This is a genomic window from Sphingomonas chlorellae, from assembly GCF_056485145.1.
On sequence record NZ_JBQXXM010000001.1, the window covers coordinates 181,585 to 208,248 of the forward strand.

Annotated in this window: 20 protein-coding genes; 12 read left to right on the forward strand and 8 right to left on the reverse strand. The window is 70.2% G+C overall.

The genetic code is table 11. The features are described 5' to 3' along the window. Positions 1-21: 21 nt before the first annotated feature. The 4 genes from ACT3CF_RS00930 to ACT3CF_RS00945 are packed head-to-tail and all read left to right on the forward strand — an operon-like array spanning position 22 to position 6,421. On the forward strand, positions 22-1,455 hold the full coding sequence (locus ACT3CF_RS00930; RefSeq protein ID WP_478419843.1) for an efflux transporter outer membrane subunit: 1,434 nt from the start codon (positions 22-24) through the stop codon (positions 1,453-1,455). Beyond that, a complete protein-coding gene (locus ACT3CF_RS00935; RefSeq protein WP_478419845.1) occupies positions 1,452-2,528 on the forward strand; it encodes an HlyD family secretion protein in 1,077 nt (358 codons plus the stop codon). Before ACT3CF_RS00930 ends, ACT3CF_RS00935 begins: the two co-directional genes overlap by 4 nt. Continuing rightward, a complete protein-coding gene (rbbA, locus tag ACT3CF_RS00940) occupies positions 2,525-5,296 on the forward strand; it encodes a ribosome-associated ATPase/putative transporter RbbA (RefSeq protein ID WP_478419846.1) in 2,772 nt (923 codons plus the stop codon). Before ACT3CF_RS00935 ends, rbbA begins: the two co-directional genes overlap by 4 nt. Before the next feature lie 3 nt (positions 5,297-5,299). Continuing rightward, positions 5,300-6,421, forward strand: coding sequence for an ABC transporter permease (locus ACT3CF_RS00945; protein WP_478419847.1), 1,122 nt, complete (start codon positions 5,300-5,302; stop codon positions 6,419-6,421). Positions 6,422-6,469: 48 nt separating this feature from the next. On the opposite strand, the gene ACT3CF_RS00950 is transcribed toward ACT3CF_RS00945, so the two are convergent. Beyond that, a complete protein-coding gene (locus ACT3CF_RS00950) occupies positions 6,470-6,952 on the reverse strand; it encodes a TlpA family protein disulfide reductase (RefSeq protein WP_478419848.1) in 483 nt (160 codons plus the stop codon). A 109-nt stretch (positions 6,953-7,061) separates the two neighbouring features. On the opposite strand from ACT3CF_RS00950, the gene argH reads away from it, so the two are divergent. The 5 genes from argH to ACT3CF_RS00975 are packed head-to-tail and all read left to right on the forward strand — an operon-like array spanning position 7,062 to position 11,696. Then, positions 7,062-8,441, forward strand: coding sequence for an argininosuccinate lyase (gene argH / locus ACT3CF_RS00955; RefSeq protein WP_478419849.1), 1,380 nt, complete (start codon positions 7,062-7,064; stop codon positions 8,439-8,441). Beyond that, positions 8,438-8,692: a hypothetical protein gene (locus ACT3CF_RS00960; protein WP_478419850.1), complete on the forward strand. Its 255-nt coding sequence runs from the start codon at positions 8,438-8,440 to the stop codon at positions 8,690-8,692. Before argH ends, ACT3CF_RS00960 begins: the two co-directional genes overlap by 4 nt. 9 nt (positions 8,693-8,701) lie before the next feature. Beyond that, positions 8,702-9,961 (forward strand): diaminopimelate decarboxylase, encoded by a 1,260-nt coding sequence (gene lysA, locus ACT3CF_RS00965; RefSeq protein WP_478419852.1) that lies wholly within the window; start codon positions 8,702-8,704, stop codon positions 9,959-9,961. Continuing rightward, positions 9,958-10,746: a precorrin-2 dehydrogenase/sirohydrochlorin ferrochelatase family protein gene (locus ACT3CF_RS00970; RefSeq protein ID WP_478419854.1), complete on the forward strand. Its 789-nt coding sequence runs from the start codon at positions 9,958-9,960 to the stop codon at positions 10,744-10,746. Before lysA ends, ACT3CF_RS00970 begins: the two co-directional genes overlap by 4 nt. Beyond that, on the forward strand, positions 10,743-11,696 hold the full coding sequence (locus tag ACT3CF_RS00975) for a zinc transporter ZntB (protein ID WP_478419855.1): 954 nt from the start codon (positions 10,743-10,745) through the stop codon (positions 11,694-11,696). Before ACT3CF_RS00970 ends, ACT3CF_RS00975 begins: the two co-directional genes overlap by 4 nt. A 19-nt stretch (positions 11,697-11,715) precedes the next feature. On the opposite strand, the gene ACT3CF_RS00980 is transcribed toward ACT3CF_RS00975, so the two are convergent. Next, positions 11,716-12,252 carry an NADPH-dependent FMN reductase gene (locus ACT3CF_RS00980; protein WP_478419856.1) on the reverse strand — a complete coding sequence of 179 codons (537 nt, stop codon included), beginning with the start codon at positions 12,250-12,252 and terminating at the stop codon, positions 11,716-11,718. A gap of 128 nt (positions 12,253-12,380) precedes the next feature. Here ACT3CF_RS00980 and ACT3CF_RS00985 point away from each other — a divergent pair, with 128 nt between their 5' ends. Next, positions 12,381-13,022: a YbhB/YbcL family Raf kinase inhibitor-like protein gene (locus tag ACT3CF_RS00985; protein WP_478419857.1), complete on the forward strand. Its 642-nt coding sequence runs from the start codon at positions 12,381-12,383 to the stop codon at positions 13,020-13,022. Here ACT3CF_RS00985 and ACT3CF_RS00990 read toward each other — a convergent pair. The 5 genes from ACT3CF_RS00990 to ACT3CF_RS01010 form a co-directional block, all read right to left on the reverse strand. Then, entirely contained in the window at positions 13,012-13,869 is an 858-nt protein-coding gene (locus ACT3CF_RS00990; RefSeq protein WP_478419858.1) for a glucose 1-dehydrogenase, read from the reverse strand. The genes ACT3CF_RS00985 and ACT3CF_RS00990 overlap by 11 nt on opposite strands. A 225-nt stretch (positions 13,870-14,094) precedes the next feature. Continuing rightward, on the reverse strand, positions 14,095-19,521 hold the full coding sequence (locus ACT3CF_RS00995) for an autotransporter-associated beta strand repeat-containing protein (protein WP_478419859.1): 5,427 nt from the start codon (positions 19,519-19,521) through the stop codon (positions 14,095-14,097). Positions 19,522-20,348: 827 nt separating this feature from the next. Further along, entirely contained in the window at positions 20,349-21,401 is a 1,053-nt protein-coding gene (locus ACT3CF_RS01000) for a GGDEF domain-containing protein (RefSeq protein WP_478419860.1), read from the reverse strand. A 136-nt stretch (positions 21,402-21,537) separates the two neighbouring features. Continuing rightward, the gene (locus ACT3CF_RS01005) at positions 21,538-22,101 is read right to left on the reverse strand and encodes a peroxiredoxin (RefSeq protein ID WP_478421302.1); all 564 of its coding nucleotides are present in this window, start codon (positions 22,099-22,101) and stop codon (positions 21,538-21,540) included. A gap of 38 nt (positions 22,102-22,139) precedes the next feature. Next, complete coding sequence (locus tag ACT3CF_RS01010; RefSeq protein WP_478419861.1) at positions 22,140-23,204, reverse strand: phospholipase A; 1,065 nt, start codon at positions 23,202-23,204, stop codon at positions 22,140-22,142. Positions 23,205-23,289: 85 nt separating this feature from the next. On the opposite strand from ACT3CF_RS01010, the gene hisN reads away from it, so the two are divergent. After that, positions 23,290-24,075 (forward strand): histidinol-phosphatase, encoded by a 786-nt coding sequence (hisN, locus tag ACT3CF_RS01015; protein WP_478419862.1) that lies wholly within the window; start codon positions 23,290-23,292, stop codon positions 24,073-24,075. A 67-nt stretch (positions 24,076-24,142) separates the two neighbouring features. Here hisN and ACT3CF_RS01020 read toward each other — a convergent pair whose 3' ends face one another. Then, the gene (locus ACT3CF_RS01020; RefSeq protein ID WP_478419863.1) at positions 24,143-26,284 is read right to left on the reverse strand and encodes an AsmA family protein; all 2,142 of its coding nucleotides are present in this window, start codon (positions 26,282-26,284) and stop codon (positions 24,143-24,145) included. A gap of 166 nt (positions 26,285-26,450) precedes the next feature. On the opposite strand from ACT3CF_RS01020, the gene rpmI reads away from it, so the two are divergent. After that, on the forward strand, positions 26,451-26,654 hold the full coding sequence (rpmI, locus tag ACT3CF_RS01025) for a 50S ribosomal protein L35 (protein WP_110152511.1): 204 nt from the start codon (positions 26,451-26,453) through the stop codon (positions 26,652-26,654). Positions 26,655-26,664 lie beyond the last annotated feature (10 nt).

Below are 26,664 nucleotides of genomic sequence, written 5' to 3' on the forward strand. Positions count from 1 at the left end.
CACCAACAGGGAAGCGGAACCTTGGCCGAACGGGTGATGCAATGGGCGGTATCGGCGGCGGCGCTGGCGTTGCTCGGCGGCTGCGCGCTGGCACCGGCGCCTCAGCCGGCCGCCGCGCCCGACCGCTATCCGGATTATTCGGATCGTGATGCGGGTGCGCCTTCCGCCGCGACGATCGGGTGGCGCGACTTTTTCCGTGAGCCCGAGCTGCAGGCACTGATCACGCGCGCGCTCGCCAGCAATCAGGACTTGCGCGCCGCGGCCGCCCGGATCGCCCAGGCGCGCGCCGCGGTGCGGGTCCGCGGTGCCGATCTGGCGCCGCAGGCGAGCGCGTCGGCGGGGATGACGAAGCTCGGCCTGCCCGACAATCTTGCCCGGCTGCTGCGCGACGACACGCTGACCAGCTATGACGGCATCGCGATGGCCAGCTGGGAAGTCGACCTGTTCGGCCGGCTGCGCAACCAGCGCGCGGCGGCGTTCGAGCAATATCTGGCCAGCGGCGAGGCGCGGCGTGCGCTGGCGGCGAGCCTGGTCGCGCAGGTCGCGGCCGGCTATCTCGCCGATCGCGAATATGCCGAACGGCTGGCGCTCGCGCGCGACACGCTCGCCAATCGCGAGGAATCGCTGCGCATCCTGTCACGCCGCTATGCGGTCGGTTCGGGGTCGAAGGTCGAGGTGACGCAGGCCGAGACGCTGCGCACGCAGGCGCTTGCCGAAATCCAGGCGACCGAGCTTGCCCGTGCGCAGAACCGCAACGCGCTGTCGCTGCTCGTCGGCGGCCCGGTGCGCGACGCCGATTTCACGCGTCCGCTCGACGCGGTCGGTCTCGATCAGTCGATCCCGACCGGGTTGCCCTCGGACCTGCTCGTCAACCGTCCCGACCTCGTCGCCGCCGAACACCGGCTGCGCGCCGCCTCGGCGAATATCCGCGCGGCGCGTGCCGCATTTTTCCCGAGCATCAGCCTGACGGCCGCGGGCGGCACCACCAGCCGCGATCTCGACGGGCTGTTCGACAGCGGCACCGGCGTCTGGCTGTTCCGCCCGTCGATTTCGCTGCCGATCTTTACCGCGGGCAAGCTCAACGCCAATCTTCGCTATACCGAGGCGCAGCGCGACGAGCTCGTCGCGGGCTATGACCGCGCGGTGCAGCAGGCATTTCGCGACGTCGCCGACGCGCTGGCGCAGCGCCGCTGGTTTGCCGAACAGATCGGCACGGTCAACGCCTCGATCGCGGCGCTGACCGAGCGCGCGCGGCTGGCGCGGCTGCGTTACGATGCCGGCCGTTCGGCCTATCTCGAAGTGCTCGATGCCGAACGCGACCTGTTCAGCGCGCGCCAGAAGCTCGTCCAGCTCCGCCGGGCCGAACTGGCGAGCGGCGTCGCGCTCTATGCCGCGCTGGGCGGCGGCGCGCCCGAATCCTTTACCGACACGCAAGCGCAGGGACGAAATCCGTGAACACCAGCTGGAAGAAATGGGCGATCCGGCTTGCGATCGTCGCCATCGTCGTTGCCGGCGGCATTGTCGCCTGGCGGCTGCTGACGCGCGATCCGCTGGGCGACGATATCGCCGCGGGCAACGGCCGGATCGAGGCGACCGAGGTCGATATCGCTGCCAAGACGCCCGGACGCATTCGCGAGATCCTGGTCGACGAAGGCGATACGGTGAAGGCGGGGCAGGTGCTCGCCCGCATCGACATCGACGCGCTGCAGGCGCAGCGTGCGCAGGCGGTGGCGCAGATGCAGGCGGCGCTGACGATGGTGCAGTCGGCCGAGGCGCAGGTCGCGCAGGCGCAGAGCCAGCGCGCCGCGATGATCGCGCAGCTTCGCCAGCGCCAGACCGATGTCGGGCTGGCGCGCCAGCATCTCGGCCGGTCGAGTGCGCTCGCCGCCGACGGCGCGACCCCGCGGCAGGAGCAGGAGGACGATCGCGCGCGGCTTCAGGGCGCGCAGGCGGCGGCCGAGGCGGTGCGCGCGCAGATCCAGGCGGCCGAGGCGGCGGTGAACACCGCACGTTCGCAGGTCAACGGCGCGCGCGCCAATGTCGAGGCGGCGCGTGCGACGATCCAGCGGCTCGATGCCGATATCGCCGATGCCGTGCTCCGCGCGCCGCGCGACGGCCGCGTCCAGTATCGCATCGCCGAGCCGGGCGAAGTCGTCGGCGCGGGCGGCAAGGTGCTGAGCCTCACCGATCTCAACGATGTCTACCTCACCTTTTTCCTGCCCGAACGCGCGGTCGGCCGCGTGGGGATCGGCGACGAGGCACGGCTGGTGCTCGACGCGGCGCCGAACACGGTGATCCCGGCGCGGATTTCGTTCGTCGCCGATGTCGCCCAGTTCACGCCGAAGACGGTCGAGACCAAGGATGAGCGCCAGAAGCTGATGTTCCGCGTCCGCGCCACGATCGATCGCCGGACCGCCGCCCAGTATCGCGCAATGGTCAAATCGGGGATGCCCGGCATGGCCTATGTCCGGTTGACGCCGGGCGCCGCCTGGCCGGCCAAGCTGGCGCCGAACGCCGCGGCGAAATGAGCAGCTTCGCTGCCCGCCTCGAGGGCGCCACGCTGCGCTATGGCGCGACGCTGGCGCTCGACGCGGTCGATCTGGCGCTGCCGCTGGGGCGGACCGTCGCGCTGATCGGCCCCGACGGCGTGGGCAAGTCCAGCCTGTTCTCGCTCGTCGCCGGTGCGCGGTCGATCCAGCAGGGGCATGTCGAGGTGCTGGGCGGCGACATGGCCGATGCCGGGCATCGCCGCGCGGTCTGTCCGCGCATCGCCTATATGCCGCAGGGGCTGGGCAAGAACCTCTACCCGACGCTCTCGGTCTTCGAGAATATCGACTTTTTCGCGCGGCTGTTCGGCCAGTCGCGCCGTGAGCGCATGGCGCGGATCGATGCGCTGCTCGAGGCGACGGGGTTGGCCCCGTTTCGTGACCGTCCAGCGGGCAAGCTGTCGGGGGGCATGAAGCAGAAGCTCGGGCTGTGCTGCTCGCTCATCCACGACCCCGACCTGCTCCTGCTCGACGAACCGACCACCGGCGTCGACCCGCTCTCGCGCGTGCAGTTCTGGGAGCTGATCGACCGCATCCGCGCCGGCCGCCCCGAAATGAGCGTGCTCGTCGCCACCGCCTATATGGAGGAGGCCGCGCGGTTCGACTGGCTCGTCGCGATGAACGACGGCAAGGTGCTGGCGACCGGCACCGCGCCCGAACTGCTCGCGCGTACCGGCTGCGCAACGCTCGAAGAGGCATTCATCGCGCTGCTGCCCGAGGCCGAGCGCCAGGGGCATCGTGCGGTGGTGATCCCGCCGCGCGTCGCCGCGCCCGACGGCGTTCCCGCGATCGAGGCGCGCGGGCTGACCAAGCGGTTTGGCGATTTCGCCGCGGTCGATCATGTCGATTTCCGCATCGAGCGCGGCGAGATCTTCGGCTTCATCGGCTCGAACGGCTGCGGCAAGACGACGACGATGAAGATGTTGACGGGCCTCTTGCCCGCCAGCGAAGGCGAGGCGTTGCTGTTCGGCCGCGCGGTCGACCCCAACGACATCGATACGCGTCGGCGCGTCGGCTATATGAGCCAGGCCTTCTCGCTCTATGCCGAACTGACGGTGCGGCAGAATCTGGAGCTCCACGCCCAGCTTTTCCACGTCCCGCGCGAGCAGGTCGCGGGTCGCGTCGCCGAAATGGCGGCGCGTTTCGGGCTCGACGAGCTGATGGACGCCTATCCCGAAAGCCTGCCGCTCGGTCAGCGCCAGCGGCTGAGCCTGGCGGTCGCGGTGATCCACCGTCCCGAAATCCTGATCCTCGACGAACCGACCTCGGGCGTCGATCCGATCGCGCGCGACGGCTTCTGGCAGATGATGAGCGACCTGGCGCGCAACGACGGCGTCACGATCTTCATCTCGACCCATTTCATGAACGAGGCCGAGCGCTGCGACCGCATCGCGCTGATGCACACCGGCCGCGTGCTGACGATCGACACGCCGGCGGCGGTGGTGCGCGACAGCGGTGCGCCGACGCTCGAAGAGGCGTTCATCGGCCATCTCCGCCGGCTCGGCGGGCTCGAGGGCGAGGCGGAACCTGCCGCCGGCGCTGCCGATGCGGGCCAGGCCGTCGATCCGCTCGCCGCCCCTGCGGGCGTGGCCGATGCGGACGTGCGTCACGATGCCGGCGGCGGCTTCAGCCTGCGCCGGATGCTCAGCTACACGCATCGCGAGGCGCTGGAACTGCGCCGCGATCCGATCCGCGCGACGCTCGCGCTGGTCGGCAGCATCGTGCTGCTGTTCATCATGGGCTATGGCATCAGCCTCGACGTCGAGAAGCTGTCGTTCGCCGTGCTCGACCGCGACGGCTCGGTGACGAGCCAGAACTATGCGCTCAACCTCGCGGGCTCGCGCTATTTCGTCGAGCATGCGCCGGTGCACAGCTATGCCGAGCTCGACCGGCGGATGCGCGACGGCGAGCTGGCGGTGGTGATCGAACTGCCCGAACATTTCGGCCGGGACATTCAGCGCGGCGCCGCACCCGCCGTCGGCATGTGGATCGACGCGTCGATGCCCAGCCGCGCCGAAACCGTGCAATCCTATGTCCAGGCGATGCACCTGTCGTGGCTGGCCGACTTCGCGAAGCGCAAGCTGGGCGTCCGCCCGGCGCTGGGCATGGCGCAGCTCGAGACTCGCTATCGCTACAATCCCGACGTCGCCAGCCTGGTCGCGATCGTTCCCGCGGTGATTCCGCTTCTCCTGCTGCTGATCCCGTCGATGCTGACGGCGTTGAGCGTCGTGCGCGAAAAGGAACTGGGGTCGATCATCAACCTCTATGTCACGCCGGTGACGCGCACCGAGTTCCTGCTGGGCAAGCAGCTTCCCTATGTCGTGCTGGCGATGGTCAACTTCGTGCTGCTCGTCGTGCTCGCGGTGACGGTGTTCGGGGTGCCGATCAAGGGGAGCTTCTTCGCGCTCACGCTCGGCTCGCTGCTGTTCGTGCTCAGCGCGACGGCGATCGGGCTGATCTTCTCGACCTTCATGCGGAGCCAGATCGCCGCGATCTTCGGCACCGCGATCGGCACCATCGTGCCCGCGGTCCAGTTCTCCGGGCTGCTCACTCCCGTCGCCTCGCTCGAAGGCACCGGCCGCATCGTCGGCATGATCTATCCCGCCACGCATATCCTGACGATCAGCCGCGGCGTGTTCTGCAAGGCGCTGGGCGTCGCCGATCTGCCGGGGGCCTTTGCCGCGCTCGCGGTGACGGCGCCGGTGCTGATGGCGCTCGGCATCGCGCTGGTCCGCAAGCAGGAGCATTGAACCATGCGCGTCTCGAACATCGCCCGCCTCGGCGTGAAGGAACTGCGCAGCCTGTGGCGCGACACGATGATGGTCGCGCTGATCCTGTGGGCGTTCACCGCGTCGGTCTATGTCGCGGCGACGGGGATTCCCGAAACGCTCAACCTCGCGCCGATCGCGATCGTCGACGAGGATCAGTCGCCGCTGTCGCAGCGGATCGTCAGCGCCTTCTACCCGCCGCACTTCACCCGGCCCGCGCTGATCGGGCGCGATGCCGTCGATCCCGGGATGGACCGGGGCGATTACACCTTCGTCCTCGACATCCCGCCCAATTTCCAGCGTGACCTGCTCGCCGGGCGCAACCCGGAGATCCAGATCAACGTCGACGCCACGCGGATGACGCAGGCCTTTTCGGGCAACGCCTATATCCAGCAGATGGTCAACAACGAGATCGATGCCTTTGCCCGGCGCAACCAGCGCGCGAGCGCGGTGCCGGTCGGGCTGGCGGTGCGCGCGCGGTTCAACCCCAACCTCACCTCGCTGTGGTTCGGCGCGGTGATGCAGGTGATCAACCACGTCACGCTGCTCTCGATCATCCTGACGGGCGCCGCGCTGATCCGCGAGCGCGAGCACGGCACGGTGGAGCATCTGCTCGTGATGCCGGTGACTCCGTTCGAGATCATGGCGGCCAAGGTGTGGTCGATGGCAATGGTCGTGCTCGTCGCGACCTGGGCATCGCTGACCTTCGTCGTCCAGGGGGCGATGCACGTGCCGATCGAGGGGTCGATCGCGCTGTTCCTGCTCGGCGCGGCGGTGCACCTGTTCGCGACGACGTCGATGGGCATCTTCCTGGGAACGATCGCGCGCTCGATGCCGCAGTTCGGCCTGCTCGTCATCCTGACGATCATTCCGCTCGAACTGTTGTCGGGCGGCAGCACCCCGCGCGAGAGCATGCCGCAGTTCGTCCAGAACGTGATGCTGGCGGCGCCGACGACGCACTTCGTCAAGCTGGCGCAGAGCATCCTGTATCGCGGTGCCGATCTCAGCGTGGTGTGGCCGCAGCTTGCGGCGATCTTCGCGATCGGGGCGGTTTTCTATGCGGTTGCGCTCGCGCAGTTCCGCAAGGCGATCAACACGATGGCCTAGGCGCCGTCCGGGCGGCGGGCGTGGACGCAGGCGCCCGCGCCCGTTGCGTCAGCGCGCCTCGGCGATCAGCGCGGCGGCGGCGTCGCCCGCCCAGTCGAAATCGCCCGCGATCCGCCACAGCTCGTGCCCGGTCGCATCATAGAGGATCGTCGTCGGCAGGTTGACGCCCATGCCGAAGCTGAACTGCGACTCGGGATCGAGCTGAAGCCCCAGATGGCGCACGCCGCGATCGGCGAAGAAGCGCTTTGCCTTGGCGGCATCGCTGTCCTGGCTGATCGCCAGCACGACGATCCCGTCGCCCAGCTTGCCGGCGCGCGCGTCGAGCGCCGGCATTTCCTTCACGCACGGCGCGCACCATGTCGCCCACAGGTTGACGAGCACGGGCTTGCCGCGAAAATCGGCCAGGCTGTGGCGCTTGCCGGCCGCATCGGTGAAGCCATAGCTCGGTGCTGCGGTCCCCTTGTGGCTGCGGTCGGGCTTGCCCGCCGCGGGTGCCTGGGCCGCCGCGGCCGCGCTCGCATTGCCCGGCATCGCGGCGTTCGCTTGCTGCGCGTCGCCGGATTGCCTATCGCAGCCCGCAATCAGCGGCGCCAAGACGAGGAGAAGCGGGATTACTGAGCGCAAGGACAGCTCCAATGCGATGTGGGGCGGGCGGTTCGCCGAGGGTCCGTCCGCGGTGATGCGCGAGATAAACGCCTCGATCCCCTTCGACAAGCGCATGTGGCAGCAGGATATTCGCGGTTCCAAGGCGCATGTGGCGATGCTGGGCCGGCAGGGCATCGTGGCGGCCGAGGACGCCGCGACGATTGCGGCGGGACTCGATGCCGTCGCCGCCGATTTCGCCGCGAACGGCGTTCCCGACGACCTCGCGCTCGAGGACATCCACATGCTCACCGAGGCGCGGCTGGCCGAAAAGATCGGTCCCGTCGCCGGCCGGCTGCACACCGCGCGCTCGCGCAACGACCAGGTCGCCACCGATTTCCGCCTGTGGGTCCGCGACGCGATCGATCAGGCGCATGCCGCGCTCGGCGCGCTCCAGGACGCGCTGCTGACGCGCGCCGACGCGCATGCCGATGCGGTGATGCCGGGCTTCACGCATCTCCAGAGCGCGCAGCCGGTGACGCTCGGCCATCACCTGATGGCCTATGTTGAGATGTTCGAGCGCGATCGGTCGCGTTTCGCCGACGCGCGGCGGCGGATGAACCTCTGCCCGCTCGGCGCTGCGGCGCTGGCCGGTACGGGCTTTCCGCTCGACCGCGAGGCGACGGCGCACGCGCTCGGCTTCGACGGGCCGACGCGCAACTCGCTCGATTCGGTGTCGGACCGCGATTTCGCGCTCGATTATCTGGCTGCGGCGGCGCAGGCCTCGCTCCATCTCAGCCGGCTCGCCGAGGAGTTCGTCGTCTGGGCCAGCCAGCCCTTCGGCTTCGTCGCGCTGTCCGACCAGTGGTCGACCGGCAGCTCGATCATGCCGCAAAAGCGCAATCCCGACGCGGCCGAGCTGGTGCGCGGCCATTCGGGCCGGATCACCGGCGCGCTCGTCAGCCTGATGATGACGATGAAGGGCCTGCCGCTCGCCTATTCGAAGGACATGCAGGACGACAAGCCGCCGGTGTTCGAGGCGCACGACCTGCTCGGCCTGTCGATCGCGGCGATGACCGGCATGGTCGAAAGCGCGACCTTCCGCACCGATCGGATGCGCGCGCTTGCCGAAAGCGGCTTTGCCACCGCCACCGACCTTGCCGACTGGCTGGTGCGCGAGGCGGGGGTGCCCTTTCGCGAGGCGCACCACATCACCGGGCGGGCGGTCGCCCGCGCCGAGGCCGACGGTGTCCGCCTCGACCAGCTCTCGATCGACGCGCTCAAACAGGTGGATGCGCGGATCGATGCGCGCGTCTATGACGTTCTCAGCGTCGATGCCTCGGTGAACAGCCGGACCAGCTTCGGCGGCACCGCGCCGGTGCGGGTGCGTGCCGCGATCGCCGCGGCACGAAAACGTCGGCAGGAGGAACGGGGATGAAACGCCATGCGCTAACGGCCGTCGCCGCCATCGGCGCCGCGGCGTTGCTGCTGACCGGATGCGGTGCCCGCGAAGGGCTCGCGCCGCCGCCGGGCAAGCCGCTGCCGCCCGCCCCCTATGGCGCACAGGCCACCCCCACGCCCGACGACCTGCTCAAGTCACCGCCGCAGACGCGGCCCGCACGTGGCGACAGCCTGGTCGAATCCACTGACGAGCGCCGGAGCGATACATTCGACCTGCCGCCAAACTGACCGGAAACCATGGACCATTTCACGCTGAGGAACGGCGAACTCTACGTCGAGGACGTCCCGCTCGCCCGCATTGCCGAAGCCGTCGGCACCCCCGTCTACGTCTACTCGACCGCCACCTTTCAGCGTCACGCGCGCGCCTTCCGCGACGGGCTTTCGGGCATCGCGCGCAAGCACATCGCCTTTGCGATCAAGGCCAATCCCAATCTGGCGGTGCTCCGCCTGCTCGCCAATGAGGGCTTCGGCGCCGACGTCGTGTCGGGCGGCGAGCTGGCGCGCGCGCTGGCGGGCGGGATGCCCGCGGCCGAGATCGTGTTCTCGGGCGTCGGCAAGTCGCGCGCCGAGCTCGCCCAGGGGCTCGACGCCGGGATCGGCCAGTTCAACCTCGAGCTCGAGGAGGAGGGGATCGTCCTTTCCGAGCTCGCCCAGGCGCGCGGCATGCGCGCGCCCGCGGCGCTCCGCGTCAATCCCGATGTCGATGCGGGCACGCACGAAAAGATCTCGACCGGGCGCAAGGACAACAAGTTCGGGCTGCCGATCCACGAGGTTCCGGCGATCTTCGACCGGCTGGCGCCGCTGCCCGGCATCGATCTGCGCGGGATCGCGGTCCATATCGGCAGCCAGCTCACCAGCCTCGACCCGCTCGAACGCGCGTTCGTCCGCGTCGGCGAACTCGTCGCCGATCTGCGCGCGCGCGGACATCGGATCACGCATGTCGATCTGGGCGGCGGGCTGGGCGTGCCCTATCGCCCCGACGATGCGCCGCCGTCGCCCGCCGAATTCGGCGCGATGGTCGCACGGGTGACGCGCGACTGGGACGTCGAGCTGATGTTCGAGCCCGGGCGCGTCATCGCCGCCAATGCCGGCGTGCTGCTCACCGAGGTGCTGTGGGTCAAGCCCGGCGCGGTCCATCCCTGGGTGGTGGTCGACGCCGCGATGAACGATCTGGCGCGCGTGGCGCTCTATGACGCCTATCACGCCTTCTGCGCGGTCCGGCCGACCGGCGAGCGTTTCGTCGCCAATGTCGCGGGGCCGGTGTGCGAAAGCAGCGACGTGTTCGTGAAGGGGCGCGAGATCGACCGCGTGCGCACCGGCGACCTTGCCGTGCTGCGCAGCGCGGGCGCCTATGGCGCGACGATGGCGAGCACCTACAACAGCCGGCCGCTGGTGCCCGAAGTGCTGGTATCGGGCGATCGGTTCGAGGTCGTGGCGGGACGCATCACTGCCGAGACGATCATGGCCGAGGAACGCGTCCCCGACTGGCTGGCATGAGCCTGGCCGCGCTGCCGATCTTCGTCCGGCTGGCGGGGCGCCCGGTGGTGCTCGTCGGCTCGGGCGATGCCGCGGCGGCGAAACGGCGGCTGCTCGAACGCGCGGGGGCGCGGGTGGTCGACGCCGATGCCGCCTGCGCGGGCCCGGCATGCGTCGACGCCGCACTCGCGATCGTGGCGTGCGACGATCCCGAGCCGGTCGTGCAGCGGCTGCGCGCGCGCGGGCTGCTCGTCAACACGGTCGACCGGCCCGACCTGTGCGATTTCACGCTGCCCGCGATCGTCGACCGCGATCCGGTGATCGTCGCGATCGGCACCGGCGGCGTCTCCGCCGGGCTCGCCGCGGCGTTGCGCCAGCGGCTCGAGGCGCTGTTGCCCGTCGGGCTGGGCGGCCTTGCCCGCGCGCTCGGCGCGGCGCGTGCGGCGATGCGGATGCGCTGGCCCGATCCGGTCGCGCGCCGCGCGGCGCTCGCCGATGCGCTTGCCGGTCCGCTCGATCCGCTCGGCGCCGGGGACGCGGCCGCCGTCGCGCGCTGGCTCGAAGGCGATGCGGCGGCCGGGCCGGCGGGTCTCGTCCGCATCCGCCTTGCCGACGGCGATCCCGATTCGCTGACGTTGCGCCAGGCGCGCGCGCTCGCGCAGGCCGAGCGTGTCTATCATCGCCCCGACGTCCCGCCCGCGCTGCTCGCGCGCGCGCGCGCCGATGCCGCCCGTATCGTCTGCGCCGCGCCGCCGGCCGAGGCCGGGCCGGGCCTGTCGGTCGATCTGGAGGTGGAAGGGGAATGAGCGGTTTCGCCTATCTGGTCGAACGCGGCGTCGCGCGCACGGTGCCGATGCACGAGGCGCTGGGGAGCGATGCCGACCTTGCCTGGGTTCACCTCACCACCAACGATGCGCGCGCCCGCAGCTGGCTGGGCAACAATGCCGGCCTGTCGCCCTATCTGGTCGAGGCGCTGACCGCGGCCGAAACGCGCCCGCGCTCCGACGGCGTCGGCGACGGCGCGGTAATCAACCTGCGCGGCCTCTCGTCCGAAAAGATGGCCGCGTCCGATCCGCTCGCCTCGATCCGCCTCTATGCGCGCGGTTGCCGCGTGATCTCGGTGACGCGCAAGCCGCTTAACGCGCTCGCCCCGGTGCGCGCGCAGATCGAGGCGGGGCAGGTGCTCGATCCCGGCGACCTGATCGCCGCGATCGCGCTGGCGATCACCGAGGAACTCGACCCCGTCGTCGCCGCGCTCGGCGATTCGCTCGACGATTGCGAGGCGCGGATCGCGGCGCGCAACGCGTTCGAACTGCGCCGCACCGTCACCGCCGCGCGGGCCGAGGCGATCGGCTATCGCCGCTTTCTCAACCCCCAGCGCGCGGCGCTCGAAAAGCTCGCTGGGCTGCCCGCCGAATGGTTGCGCGACGACGACCGGCTCCACCTCAACGCCGCGGCCGACCGCGCCGCGCGCATGGCCGAGGAGCTCGAGAGCATCCGTGAACGCGCCGCGCTGATCCACGAAACGCTGACCGATCTGCGCGCCGAACAGATCGACCAGCGCTCGCTCATCGTCGCGGTGGTGGCGCTCGTCTTCCTGCCGCTCACCTTCGTCACCGGGCTGCTGGGGATGAACGTCGACGGCATCCCCTATGCCCATGCGCCCTGGGCCTTTTGGGGCGTGGTCCTGTTCTGCGTGGTGATCGCGGCGGCAGTGACGCTCTATTTCATGCGGCGCCACTGGTTCGACCGCTAGACGGCGTCGCGGCGGGGCGTCAGCGTCCCAGAAAGTCGAAAAGCTGCCCCACCATGATGCGCAGCCCCGGCTCGGCGCGCGCGACGCAGTCGCCCGGCTCGGCGGTGTTGACCGTCACCCCCATCGGCGTCGGCCAGCCGCGCAGCGCGTGCGTCACCATGCGCAGCGCCTGCAACGTCGACACCGCGCCCTGCCATCCGGCGGCGGTCGCGACGAGCCCGATCGGCCGCCCGTCGAGATAGACCCGGCTGTCGCCGCGCAGCTCCTCGACATAGTCGAGCGCGTTCTTGACCAGCCCCGACAGCGTGCCGTGATAGCCGGGCGACCCGACGATCACCGCATCGGCGCTGCGCAGCGCCGCGACGAAATGCTCGATCGCCGGGTTCCCCTCGGCACAGCCGGGCTCGTAATGCGGAAAGGCAAGGTCCGGCCCGGTGATCAGCGTGGTGCGCGCGCCGCGTTCCTCGGCGAGCGCGAGCGCGGCGGCGAGCAGGCGGCTGGTCGAGGATTCCCGGCGGAGCGTGCCGCCCAGGGCGACGATATGGGGTGCGGACATGCCCGCGGGCTAGCCCAAGACGCCGCGCGGCGCCAGCCACGGCGATGCCGCGCGGTCGGGCCGCGTGCCGCCGGGATAGTCGCGCCCGGTCGCGCGTTGGGGGCAGGGGGCGCGTCCCGGAGGCGGCAATGCTCGAACATCTTCCCCATTGGCTGGGCGCGGCGCTGCGCGGCTTGCGCGCCGGCCCGGAAAAGCTGGCGGTCGCACAGGCGGGGCTCGGTCCCTTTGCGCGGCTCCGCCTCGAAAGCCCGGCCTTTGCCGACGGGGCGCGGTTGCCCGAACGCTTCACCGCCGACGGCGACGGCGTGTCGCCGCCGCTGCTGTGGTACGCGCTGCCCGCCGGCACCGCGGCGCTGGCGCTTATCGTCGAGGATGCCGACGCGCCCGCGCCGCAGCCGCTCGTCCACGCGCTCGCCTGGCGGATCGATCCGGCGGCGGGGATGCTGGGCGAAGGCGCGATCGGCGCGCATGACCCTGCGACAGCGGGGGCGGCGGCGGGCGCGGCGGCGGGGCGCCACAGCCTGCTGGGCCAGGGCTGGCTGCCGCCCGATCCGCCCAACGGCCATGGCCCGCACCATTATGCCTTCCAGCTCTTCGCGCTCGATGCCGCGCCCGAACTCGGCGACGCCTTCGGCCGCGGCGCGATGCTGGCGGCGATGCGCGGCCATGTCCTTGCCGCGGGGCTGTTGACCGGCACCTACTCGCGCGGCGAGGCGGCGCCGGTCGGCCCGGTGGGGGCGGCGGTCGCGACCGGGCTCGTCAGCCGTTGACGACGGTGCCGCCATTGGGGTGGAGCACCTGCCCCGACATGTAGCTCGAATCGGCACAGGCGAGGAACAGGAACGCCGGGGCGACCTCGTTCGGCTGGCCCGGCCGCCCCATCGGCGTGCTCTCGCCGAACGATTCGAGCTTTTCGGGCGTGGCCCCGCCCGAGGGGTTGAGCGGGGTCCAGATCGGCCCCGGCGCTACCGCGTTCACGCGGATGCCCTTCGCGGCCAGGTTCATCGACAGGCTGCGCGTGAACGCCGTGATCGCGCCCTTGGTGCTCGAATAGTCGAGCAGCTCGGGCGAGCCCTGGTACATGGTCACCGAGGTGCAGTTCACGATCGCCGCGCCGTCGTTCAGGTGCGGCAACGCCGCCTGCACCATGAAGAACATGCCGAAGATGTTGGTCTGGAACGTCCGGCGAAGCTGGTCCTCGGTGATGTCGGTGATGTCGGTGTCGGGATGCTGCTCGCCGGCATTGTTCACCAGCACGTCGATCCGGCCGAACCGCGCCATGACCTGCCGCACCGCGTCGGTACAGAACGCCTTGTCGCCGACGTCGCCGGCGATCGTCAGCGCCTCGCGGCCTTCGTCGCGCACGATCTGCGCCGTCCGCTCGGCATCGTCATGCTCGCACAGATAGAGGATCGCGACATCGGCGCCCTCGCGCGCGAACAGCGCGGCCACCGCCCGGCCGATGCCGCTGTCGGCGCCGGTGACGATCGCGACCTTGCCCGCCAGCCGCCCCGATCCGGGGAAGCGCGGCGTCCAGTCGGGCTTGGGCTCCAGCGTCGATTCGTGGCCGGGCAGGCCGTCCTCATGGATCGGCGCGGCGAATTCGGTGTCGGTCATGATCGGGTTCCTCGGCTGGCGATGGCTCAGACGGGGAAACCCCTGCGGCGGCGGCGCGGGTCCGCTTCGGGGCGCCGGCTTCGGCAGGGCGCGGGTCCGCTGCGGCGGAAGCCCTGAAACGCGATCGGCCCCGCCGCGCCCGTCCCGCTCGGTCGAGCGGGACGGGCGGACGGGGCCGCGCGGTCGCGGTCAGCCCCGGACCGGCCGGGGCTGGCCACGCGTCGATCAGAACGCGATCGAGAGCGTCGCCTTGGCGGCGTGGGCCTGGCCATGCGTGCCCAGGCGGCCGTCATAGCCGACGCTGGCGGCGACCTTGTCGGTCACGCGCAGCACGGCATCGAGGCCCAGCGCACCGGCGTTGCGCCACAGCGACGCACCCGCGACGCCGAAGGTGCCCGTGGTGCCGGTCAGCGCCAGGTCGGCCTTGGGCGCCAGCGTGCCCCACACATGCTCCCAGGCCAGCTTGCCGCGGATCGACAGGCGCGCCATCGGCGCGACCTCGAACCGGGTGCCCAGCGCCGACTGGGTGGTCGTGTCGGTGGTTTTGCCGCCCTTCACCGCGGTGGTGCCGGCGCTTTCGGCAAAGCCGTCACGCGCCACATGGACGACCGCGACATTGGCGAACGGCTCGACCTTCGCGCCCGAAACCTCGAACGGACGGGCGATTTCGCCAAAGCCATGCACCAGGTTGGCGTCATAGTCGGCCTTGAGCGTCTCGGCGATCGCCCCGAACGCGAGGTTGCGCACCGTGTCGGTGGTGACATGGGCATAGCCGCCGCCGATGCGGAGCTTGAACCCGCCGATCGAACCCGCAGCATAGCCGAGGACGTGCGTGCTCTTCACCTTGGCGGTGCTGCCCACGCTGCGCGCGGTCACATCGTCATGCGTATAGCCGCCGGCCACGCCCACGCGCCACGCCTTGGCGGCGCCGACCGCGATGTCGAGACCGCCCAGGATGCCCTGGGTATCGCTCTTCTCGCGCGCGGCATTGCCGTCGAAGTCGTTCTGGCTCCAGTTGGCAAGGCCCTGCAGCCACACGCCGCGCGCCGGTTCGGCATCGGCCATCCGGTCGAGCACCGCGGTGCGGACCAGCCCGGTGTCCTCGACCATCGCGTTGCGGGCCGACGGGTGGATCTCACCCGAAAGCTGGTCGAGCGTCTCGCGCGCCGACGCCGCATCCATGAAGATCAGCTCGCGATAGATCGGGTTGGCGACGCCCAGCCCGCTGGCCTTGCCGGCCACGGCGCGCTGGTTGGCGGTTGCCGCGATGTCGGTGAAGCTGATGTCGTTGCGCACCAGGTCGAGGAACACCGTCTTGGCGTCATAGCCGAGCATCGGCGACAGGAAGGCGAGGTTCGACGTCGCGCCCTCGAACTTGCCCTGCACGCCCTGATCGGCGCTGACCAGCGTGTAGTGCGTCAGCGGCTTGTAGTTGCCCGCTGCCGCCACGACCTGGACGGTGCCGCCCTGGATGATCGCCTGGCCGGTGGTGACGATCTTGTCGCCCGCACCCGTGGCATCGACCTCGAGCTGATAGGCCGAGCCCGCCTCGAACGTCACGTTGCCCGTCGAGTGGATCGTGCCGATCGAGTTGCCCGGGGCCGCGACGGCGCCGCGACGGAAGATGATCCCGCCCATCGTGCCGTTGCCGCCCAGCGTGCCGCCCGACGCGACGACGATGTTGCCCGCCAGGCTGCCGTTGACCGCCAGTCGGCCCGCCTGCACCTGGACGTTGCCGGTGAAGTCGTTGTCGCCGCGCAGGTCGAGCGAGCCCGCGCCGCTCTTCACCAGAATGCCGTTGCCGCTGATCGTGCCGGCATAGCGCGTGGTGCTGTTCTGGTTGATCGTCAGCGCCGTCTCGGGCGAAATGACGACCTGGCCGCCCTCACCCGACAGCGACGCCACGGTCTGCGAACGACCGTTGAGGTCGAACGTGCCGTTGCTCATCTGCAGGTCGGTGGTGGTCGGCAGCGCCGACAGCATCACGATCTTGCCGCCCTGCACGACGGTCGCGCCGCGATACTGATAGTCGCCCGCCAGCGTCAGCACGCCGTCGCCGCGCTTCACCAGCGTGCCGTCGCCCGACAGCGCACCCGAATAGATATAGTCGTCGGGGCGCGCGAAGATCAGCAGGCCGTTGTTGACCGTGCTGGCCAGCAGGTTGCCGGTCGCGGTGTCGTTGCCGAGCTGCAGCGTCGCGGTCCGGTCGATCTGGACCGTGCCGGCCAGCGTGCCGGTCAGCACGATGCTGCCGTCGGTGATGTGCGTCTGCCCGGCAAACTCGCTGCCGTCGCCCGACATCGTCAGGACGCCGGTGCCCGACTTGATCAGCGTGCCCGAACCCCAGATCGTGCCGGCATAGGTGCCGTCCTTCGCCTGGGCGAATTCGACGGTGCCGTTGTTCGCGATCGACCCGGTCAGGCTGGTCGTGTCGCCGATCACCTTGCCTTCGTTGACACGCAGCGCGCCGGTGAAGCTGTTGGCGCCGGTCAGCGTCAGCGTGCCCTCGCCCTGCTTGACGACCGAGCCGCTGCCGCTCAGCACGCCGCCATAGGTCGTGTCGCCGTTGCCGAGGAAGCCCAGCGTGCCGGCGACCGTCGCCGAAGCGAGCAGGTTGCCCTGGCCGACCACGTTGAAGTTCATCCCGTTACGGACGATGACCGTGCCGCCCAGCGCGCCGGACAGGACGATGTCGCCCGCATCCGACGTCGTCGTGCCGGTAAAGGCCGACGAGTCGCCCGTCAGCGTCATCGCGCCTTCGTCGGCATAGGTGACGAACTGGCCTTCGCCGGTCAGCTTGCCGGCATAGGTGCCGTTGCCTTCCGACGCGAGCGTCAGGATGCCGTGGTTCTCGACGTCGCTCGTGAGCTGGTCGGGGCTGGCGGTCAGCCCGCCTTCCAGGATCTTGACGCCGCCCGCCGTCGCGAGGGCGCCGATGACCCGGACCGTGCCCGTGCCCGACTTGATCAGCGTGCCGGTGCCGTCGATCGTGCCCATGAAATAGCCGAAGTCGTCCTGGCGGAACTCGATCGTCGCGTTGCTGACCAGGTGACCGGTCAGATTCTCGGTCGTCCCGACCAGTCGGCCGCCGTCGACGACGACGCCGTCCTTGGCGGACAGCATCCCGGTGACGGTCAGCGTGCCGGTGCCCGACTTGACGATCCGGCCGTCGGCCGCGCTGATCCCGCCGGCGAACGTCCCGTCGAAATCCTGCGCGAACTCGAACGTGCCGCCCGCGGCGGTGCCGATATCGCCGTGGATGATCGCCGAATTGGCGACGAGGCGGCCGTTCGCCACCTCGGTGACGCCGGTATAGGTGTTGGCGCCGGTCAGGCGCAGCGTGCCGGTGCCGACATAGCCGACGCCACCGTCGCCCGAGATGACGCCGCCAAAGCTCGCATCGTCGTTCTGGGTAAAGATCAGCGCGCCGTGGTTCTCGACGTCACCCGCGATCGACGCCGCGTTGCCGCGCAGGATGCCCGCCGCGATCAGCGTGTTGCCGCGATAGTCGTTGGTGCCCGTCAGCGACAGCGTGCCCGAGCCGGTCTTGATCAGCCCGCCCGCGCCGGTGATCGTGCCGGCAAAGGCGCTGTCGGCCGCGGCGTTGATCGTCAGGTTCTGGTCGATCTGCGCCGTGCCCTCGCCGTTCAGCCCGCCGATCGCCTCGGCTTCGATCACGTGGAAGGTCGCGCCCTTGGCGACGAGTACCTGCGACTTGTCCGAAATCGCCTGGCCGCCGGCGACGGCCAGCGTGCCCTCGGCCACTTCGGTCGTGCCGATATAGGTGTTGACGCCGGTGAGCGTCAGCGTGCCCGCACCGACCTTGGTCAGCCCGCCCGTGCCGATCGTGTCGCCAAAGGCATAGTTGGTCTTGCGGCTGCCGTCGTTCACATAGGCCGAAAAGTCGCCCGGGCCGCCATAGCCGGGCGCGCCCGCGTCCGACTTCGCCGTCTCGGCGACGGGGGCCAGGTTATGCGCGGCATAGCCGTCCACCCAGGTCAGGTGGTTGATGTCTTCGATCCGGTCCGAAACCGTCGAGATCATATAGTCGCCGGGATTGCCGCCGAACAGCAGTGCCGCCGTCTCGACGCCCGAAAGCACGGCCGGATGCGAACTCCAGGCCGGACCGTCCGAGACCTTCCACGAACCGACAAAGCCGAACGCCTTCGAACCGATCGAGCCGGCAAAGGTGGTCGAGCTGCCGTCGGCGCCGACGGTCAGGCGCGAATTGCCCAGGTTGATCGCGCCGTTGCCGGTCAGCCCGCCGATCGTCTGGTCGGCCTCGAGCTTCAGCGTGCCGGTGCCGTTGACCGCGACCGCACCGCCGTGCGTCAGCGCGCCCGGCGCGGTGACGATCAGCGTGCCGCCCTCGACGCGCGTGCCGCCGGTATAGGTGTTGGTGCCGCCCAGGCGCAGCGAATCGTCGCCCGTCTTGATCAGCCCGCCCGCGCCCGAGATCGCGCCGTTGAACACGTTCGTCTCGGCGCGCCGGTCCACCTGCGGCACCGTGTTGACGGTCAGGTCATGGTCGATGACGACCGCGCCCTCGCCCGACAGGCCGCCGATCGTCTCGGCGTCGATCACATGGAAGGTCGCACCGCTCGAAACCGCGACCGTCGACTGGTCCGAAATCGCCGCGCCGCCGCGAACGGCGAGCGTACCCTCGATCACCTCGGTGACGCCGAGATAGGTGTTGGTGCCCGAAAGCGTCAGCGTGCCCGCGCCGACCTTGGCCAGCCCGCCGTTGAGGACCTCATAGGCGAACGCATAGTTGATCTGGTTGCTGCTGTGGTCCTTGATATAGGCAGAGGTGTCGCCGACGGTATCATAGCCGGGGCCCTCGGTATCGACGAAGTAATCGTCGGCCACTTCCTCGGTGGGCAAGCCATAGACGTCGACCCACGCCTTGTGGTTGATGTCGGCGACCTGGTCGGAAACGGTCGAAATCATGTAGTTCGACGCATTGCCGCCGAACAGAAATGCCGCAGCCGCGACGCCCGAATAGGTCGGCGGCGCTGTGAAATAGTTCGGGCCGTCCGAGACCTTCCACGAACCCATGTAACGGATGTCGTCGCTGCGGATCGAGCCCGCGAACTCGCTCGAGCTGCCGTCGGCGCCGACGGTCAGGCGCGAATTGCCGACCCGGACCGTGCCGTTGCCGGACAGCGCGCCGATCGTCTGGTCGGTCTGCAGCTTCAGCGTGCCGCCGGTGTTGACCGTCACGGCCCCGCCGGTGGGCAGCGCGCCCGTCACGCCCGCGACCACTTCGCCGCCGTTGATCACCGTGCCGCCCTGATAGCTCTGGGGCGCGCTCAGCAGCATCGACTTCGTGCCGTCCTTCTGGATGCCGCCGTCGCCGATGATCGTCGTGCCGATCGTCATGTCGCGCGTCGAATCACCGCCGAACGAGACCAGTCCGCCCGTCACCGTCACCGACGTGCCGGCGGCATAGTCCGGCGAGCCCGGCTGCGAGCTCGGGGTCAGGACGATCGGCGCGGGCGGCGCCATCGGCGGCGCGATCGGCTGCGGCGCGACGTCGGCCATCGCGGGCGCCGCGGCCAGGCCGGCGCTGCTGACGATCGCCGAGCTGAGCATCAGGACCGCACGGCGGCGCCATGCAGTCCGGCGGAACGGGGTCGATTGGGTTTTCAAGTCTCTTGGTTCCTGTCGTGAAGCTGCCGGCGGACCCGGCAGGAAGGTTCCGGCCAGGGGCCGGCGGGGGATCCTGTCCGCGCCCGCGTGACGGCGCTCGCCCGCACGATCACGCGGATCATGCGGCACGGGGTCGTGTCGGACGCTGGGAATGGGGATGCCCGGTGACGGGCGGATCGCGGACGGGGACTTGGCGATGCTGGTTTCGGTCGGACTTCCCTTTGTGTCGTGGGGTTTTTACGCGGACGAAACCCGGCGGCTGTGACGCATCCGATCGCTTCCCCGCGCGATCGGGCAGTCGCCTTATCTCTTCATAGGAAGAGTTTGATGGGCGCGGCGTAAACCTTGGGAAAAACTGTCACAAAGTGGAAATGTCGTTTCACGACAGGCGGTTGGTCGGTGCGGCGGGGCCTGCCGGGATCGCGGCAGGCCCGCGCGGGGATTCGATGGACGACCCGGGGACAGGGCTGCCGCCGGCGCCGGGAGGGCAGGTCGGCGCGCGGCGCCGTGCGGGTATTGCTCGGGGGATGCGGATTGCTGCGCCGCCCGCGATCAGGCAAAGGGCATCGCCGTCGAATAGGCGAGGATCGCAAGCGTCATCACCGTCGCGCCGACGAAAGCGAGGCTGTGCTGGAACGAACCGATGCGGGTCATGGCAAATCTCCTTGGGCATTTTCGCGACCGGCCGATCCGGTCGATACCCAGTGATTTGCATTCCTCGTGCCAGTTTTATAACATGCTGATTTTCAAGGATTCGTATTTCCGGCGCGGGAAGGAATCGCAAATTCCGCCATTCGATAATGGCGAAAAACGCCGAATAGCGGTATTTATTCCGACTGAAGCCGGTTCCGCCCCGCCGACTTGGCGCGATAGAGCAGCTTGTCCGCGCGCGCAAAGGCGGTGCCATAGGCCTCGTTTTCGCGCGCCGGCGTCAGCCCCGCCGAAAAGGTGATCTCGCCCAGCGGCGCGTCGGTGTCGCGCAGCCGATAGCGTTTGGCCGCGACGCGGCTGCGCGCGACGTCGAGCGTGTCGCGCGCCTCGTCGACCGAAAGCCCGGTGAACAGCACCGCGAACTCCTCGCCGCCATAGCGCGCGACCAGATGCCCGGTGCACGACTGGCTCAGCACCTCGCCGATCGCCTTGAGCACGCGGTCGCCGACGGCGTGGCCGAACCGGTCGTTGACCGACTTGAAATGGTCGACGTCGCACACCGCGATACAGATCGCCGCGCCCGCCGCCGACTGCGCGGCATAGGCTTCCTCGAACGCGCGACGGTTGGGCAGGTCGGTCAACGGGTCGCGTCGCGCATTGTCGCGCGCTTCCTCCAGCTTTAGGCGCAGTTCGCTCGCCTCGCGCGTCACGACTTCCAGCCGCGCCTCGGCGGTGCGCACGCGCCGCAGCATCGCGCCGGTGATCCGCGCGACCTCGTCGATGTTGAGCGTCTCGTAAATGCCGGCATCGACGTTGCGCGTGATCGCCTCGGCGCTCGCCGCCAGGTTGCGGCCGAAATCGGCGGTCTCGGCGCGCATCGCCGACACCATGTCCTGGAATCCCTCGACCTGCATCTGGGTGCGCGCCATCAGCCCTTCGGCCCGCTGCGCGCGGCCGCCGTCCGACTCGGGCTGCTTGGCGGGTTCGGGGTGGAGCTCGACGCCCAGCGATTCGACGTCGCGCTGGGTCAGCCGCACGCCGCCTTCGGTCAGCGCATCGACCGCGCGCGCCAGCGGCCCGTCGGGGTCGGCGAGCAGGTGATAGGCAAAGGCATAGTTTGCAGGAGTCGCGGCAAGCCGTTGGTCGAACAGGAAGTTTCCGATGCGTTCGTACAGGCTTTGCGAGAAGCCGCCGCTTCCCGTGAACCGTAACACCTTCGCGCCGGCCATATGCCTTTCCAGCCCCCAATCGGTCCCAATGCACGGCCATGACGAATCCGTGAGACTTCGTCATGACCGTTTTCTGGGGGCCGAAGCTGCACGCAAACTGCTAATTTTGCGTGAGCGTGGACTAAACCAGTTTGATCTATCCCTTTTTCGCCGCGCGATACTTGCGCACCGCTTCCAGCGTCAGCCGGATATGGTCGGCGGGACTCGCATTGTCGTGCACGAACAGGATCTTGCCGCTGGGCGCGATCACGAAGCTGGTGCGCGTCGTCATTGTCCCCACGCTGCCGTCGGCGGCGCGGCGCAGCACGTCATAGCCGCGCGCGATCGTCGGGCTTGCCGCCGCCACCGCGAACTTGCCCGCGCATTGCTCGCTCGAAAAGCGCGCGAGCTGGTCGACATTGCCCGCGGTCATCCCGATCACGCTCGCCCCGGCCTTGCGGAACTCGGGCAGCGCCTCGGCAAAGGCGTGCGCCTCGGCGTTGCAGCCGGGGGTGAAGGCGGCGGGGAAGAAATACAGCACCACCGGCCCCTTGCGCAGCGCGGCCTTCAGGTCGACCGTCATCGGCTTGCCCGCGACGGCGCCCGGCGCGGTGAACAGCGGGGCGCTGGTCCCCGGCGCCAGCGCGGCGATCCCCGGCGCGGCAAGGCCCAGCGCGGCGATCGGCAGCGCGATGGTGGCGAAAAGCGACTTGATCCGCATGGTCATCCCTCCTCGTGGTCGTCTCGTCGGCGCGCCGCTCACCGCGTCAGTGCGATGCCCAACCGCGCGCGCGTCTGGTTGCGTCGATAATCCTCTAGCGCTTCACCATAGCCGGTGAAGACCTGTCCAAAGAGGTAGAATCCGGCGCCGCCGATCCGCGCGAGCGGATAGGAGACGAACGCCTCGGCGCTTGCCCGGCGCGTGCGGAAATTGCCGCGCGCGTTGAGCGCCAGCTTCAGCCCGTCGCGCCGGCCGATCGCCAGCCCCAGCCCGGCCTGGCCGTAATAATCGACGACGTCGCGCGCCGCCGCGACGGTCGCGACGTTGACCCATGCCTGCGGCACCAGGTCGAGCTGCCAGTCGTCGCCCAGGTCGAACCGCTTGCCCAGCCGGATGAACAGCCGGTTGAGGTCGACCGAATGTTCCGGGTCGCCGCCGTTCGAATCGTGGCGATAGCCGAGCGCGACCGTCGCCGTGTCGTCGAGCGCGCTCTGCGCATAGACTTCGGGGCTATAGATCGTCGCGACGAACGGCGCCGACGGCCGGTCGATCGCCCAGAACATCGTCTGCGTATAGGCGACGCGCAACGCGCCGAGCTTCAGCGGCGCGTCCTCGGCAAAGGGACGGAAGGCAAAGCTGAACTGCAGCTTGGCGCCCGCCGTGCCCGCGCCGGCGGCGGCATAGACGGGCTCGTGCGGTGCGAAGCGGTCGAGAAAGCCCGACGCCGATCCGCGGTCGTCCGCGACGCGCACCTCGCCGGGCGGGATCGGCGCGGGCGGGTGTGCGTCGGCGGGGGGGACCATGCGGACCAGGCTCACCGGCACGTACCGCGCCTTGGCAAAGCCGCCGGGGGCGATCACCGGCACCGGCCCCGGCGCGCGCTCGAGCTTCAGCCGCGTGCCGTCGGCGGCGGTCACCTCGATCTCGCGCGGGCCGGGCTCGCTCGCGGGCGTGCTCCCCTCGTTGACCAGGAACACCTCGACGCCGCGCAGCGCGGCCTGTTCGGACGCGGGCTGCGCGGGCACGGCGCGCACCTGCGCCGCCGCGGGCGCGGCGATGGCGGTGACGGCAAGCCAGGGCGACGAAAGGACAAGGCGGCGCATCGCCCATGCGTTGACAGGGCTTTATGACGATGGCGAGAAAAAAACGCGGCTGGCGAAGCGCGCGCCGCCGGGCTAGGCGACGGGCATGGCCGTATCCGAAACCGACATTGCGCTGGCGCAGCGCCTCGCCGACGCCGCGGGCGCCGCGATCCGACCCTATTTCCGCGGACAGCACGGGGTCGAGGCAAAGTCCGACGATTCGCCCGTCACGCTCGCCGATCGCGCGGCCGAGGAGGCGATGCGCCGCCTGCTCGTCGCCGAATGTCCCAAGGATGCGATCCATGGCGAGGAGTTCGGCGTGCGCGAGGGGACAAGCGGGCGCCAATGGGTGCTCGATCCGATCGACGGCACGCGCGCCTTCATCGCCGGGCGGCCGATCTTCGGCACGCTGATCGCGCTCGTCGTCGACGGCTGGCCGGTGCTCGGCGTGATCGATCAGCCGATCACGCGCGAACGCTGGATCGGCGTCGCGGGGCGCCCGACGCTGTTCAACGGCAAGCCCGCGGCGACGCGCGCGTGCCGCGACCTGCGCTCGGCCGTGCTCGGCACCACCTCGCCCGCGCTGTTCGCCGACGATCAGCTTCACGCCTTCGAACATCTCGACGCCGCGGTGATGAGCACCGTGCTCGGCGGCGACTGCTACAACTATGCCTGTGTCGCCAGCGGCTGGCTCGACATCGTGGTCGAGGCGGGGCTCAAGCTGCACGACTTCGCCGCGCTGGTGCCGGTGGTCGAGGGCGCGGGCGGCCGCATGTGCGACTGGAACGGCGATCCGCTCACCGCCGCGAGCACGGGCGAGGTGATTGCCGCGGGCGATCCGGCGCGCATCGACGAGATTCTCGAGCTGCTCGCCTGCCGCGGCGGGCACTGATCGCGCCGTTCCGTCCGTCCGGCGCCGCGCGGCGCCGGGCGGGACGATCCGCGGGTCCGGGGCGGGTCTAGAACAGCCCCAGGAACCGGTGGCGCTGGGCGCGGCGTGTCTCGGCGCCGTCCTGCCCGCTTTCGGACTTGGCGGGGGTGCCGCGGCCGACATCGTCGCGCGGTCGCCCCTTGGTGTCGCGCTGGCCGCGCGCGGTGGCGCCCGCCAGCACCGGGCCGCAATCGGCCGCCTTGGCGTCGCCGAAATCGACAAAGGCGAGCATGCCCGCCACCGGGCTCGCCGCCAGCCCCAGCCCCAGCCCCAGTCCGGCGCCCGCGCGCGCCACCAGCTCGGGGCTCAGCACGTTCAGCCGCGGCGCCGCGAACTGGCCGCCGATCCCTACCGGCGACTGCGCCGAAAACAGGCTGAACGTCTTGCCGTCGGCGCGAAAGGCAAGGTCGAGGCTCTCGTTGCGGAAACTGAAGCCGCCGCGGCCCAGCATCACGTTCTTCTGCGTGTCGATCAGGATCGGGTCGGCCGCCGCGATCCCGTCGCGCACCGAAAAGGCGACCAGCCCGCAATTGATCTGCACCGGCTCGGTCAGCTTCTTCTCGAACATCTTCTGCGCGAACACGCCGAGGTCGAGCTCGGAAAGCTGGATGTTGCGCGTCCAGAAGCTGCCCTTGGGCAGGATCACCGCGATCCGTCCGTCGGCATGGGCCAGCGATTCGTGGACGCTGTCGCCGCGTCCGGTCAGCAGCGCGCGCGCCTTCAGCGTTCCCGTCGTCCCCGCCTCGGCGACGCCCAGCCCGGCGAGCAGCACGCCCATCGGCGTCGGCGACAGGCGGATGTCATAGCGCGTGCGTACCGGGCGCTGGCGCGCATCGATCTCGATCTGCGAGCGGATGGCGCCGCGCGCGACGGTGAGGTCGAGCGGGTCGAGCCGCAACAGCCGGTGGTCGAGCGTCAGCCCCAGCGTGACGTTCGCGATCGGCAACGCCTCGGCGCGCACGGTCGCGACCTTCCAGCGGACCTCGGCGTCGAAATTGTCGAGCGCGTCGATCCGCAGGCGCGCATCGGGCAGCACGCGCGGGGTGCCGCCCTCGCGCCGCACCGCGCCCCTGGCGCCCTCGGCATCGAGCCGCTGCGGGTCATAGCCGATGAACGGCCCGGCATCGAGGATGTCGAGCCGCCGCGTGTTGAGGTCGGCGGTCAGCTTCAGCCGCGGCCGCGTCGCGGCGATGTCGAGCGTCCCCGCCAGGTCGCTGTCGCCGAACCGGCCGCGCAGGTCGCGGAAATGCCATTGCGCGGCCCGGTGCTCGACCGCCGACTGCAGGCGATAGCGGCGCGTGTCGGGCACCGCGATCCCGGCCAGCGCAAAGACGTCGGCCAGGTTGCGCCCGCGCAGGTCGATGCGCAGCATCGCGCCGTCGATCTCGGTCGCGCCGGGCAGCGTCCCCGCGATGTCGGCGGTGCTGCCCACCGCCTCGACGTGCAGCGTCAGCGCGTTGCGGCCGCCGCGCAGCGTCGCGTCGGGGCTGCGCAGCGCGCCCGTCAGCCGGAACGGCGCGCCGCGCATCGTCCCGCGCCCGTCGAATCCCACCGCGCTGGCAAAGCGCGTGTCGCGCGCCTCGATATTGTGCAGCCGGACCTGCGCGTCGATCCGCGCGCGCGGATCGCGATATTGCAGCATCGTGCCCGCCACGAGCGCGCGGTGGATCAGCGGCAGCTCCAGCGGCTTGCCGCCGCCGTCGCCGAAGGTCCAGCTGTTGCGCCGGCCCGCCGCGTCCCAGCGCAGGTCGACCGCGGCGCCGTCGAGCGCCAGCCAGTTGATCCGCCGCCGCCCGAACAGCAGCGACCAGCTCGCGATGCGGCTGTCGATTCGCCGCGCGGCGAGGAAGGGGCGGGGGCCGGCCCAGTCGGGATTGGCGATCGTCAGCCCCTCGGCGACGAAGCGCAGGTCGAACGGCGCGAAATAGAGCTGGAAGTCCCCCGCGACGCGCACCGGGCGCTTGGCCTGCGCGCTGGCGATTCGCTCGAACGGGTGTTTCAGAAAGCGGCCGCGCGTGACGAACAGGATCGCCCAGGCCAGCACGACCAGTCCGGCGAGCGTCGCCGCGACGGCGATCGCCGCGGCGACCGGGGTGCGCATCGCCCGCCGCGACTCGTGGCCGCGCGGCGCGGGCGAAGCGGGGGCGGGCGGGGCGTCGGGCGCGGCCATGGGGACAAAAAAGGCTGGGGGCGCACGCGGTTCCGTCGCCATGCGCCCGCGGCGGTTGCATTGCCCCCGGGGTTCCGCTATGCGCCCCGCTTTCCGCGATCGAGGGACCGTCCGGCCACAAGGGCTGCCGCGGCTGTCCGCAATCGTCGAACATAAGGAGACGAAAATGCCCAAGCTCAAGACGAAGAGCGGCGTGAAGAAGCGCTTCAAGTTCACCGCCACTGGCAAGGTGAAGCATGGAGTCGCCGGCAAGCGCCACCGCCTGATTTCGCACAACGCGAAGTATATCCGTACCAACCGCGGCACCAGCGTGCTGGCCGACGCCGACGTGGCTCACGTCAAGGCGTGGGCGCCCTACGGCCTGAAGTAAGGGAGTCCTG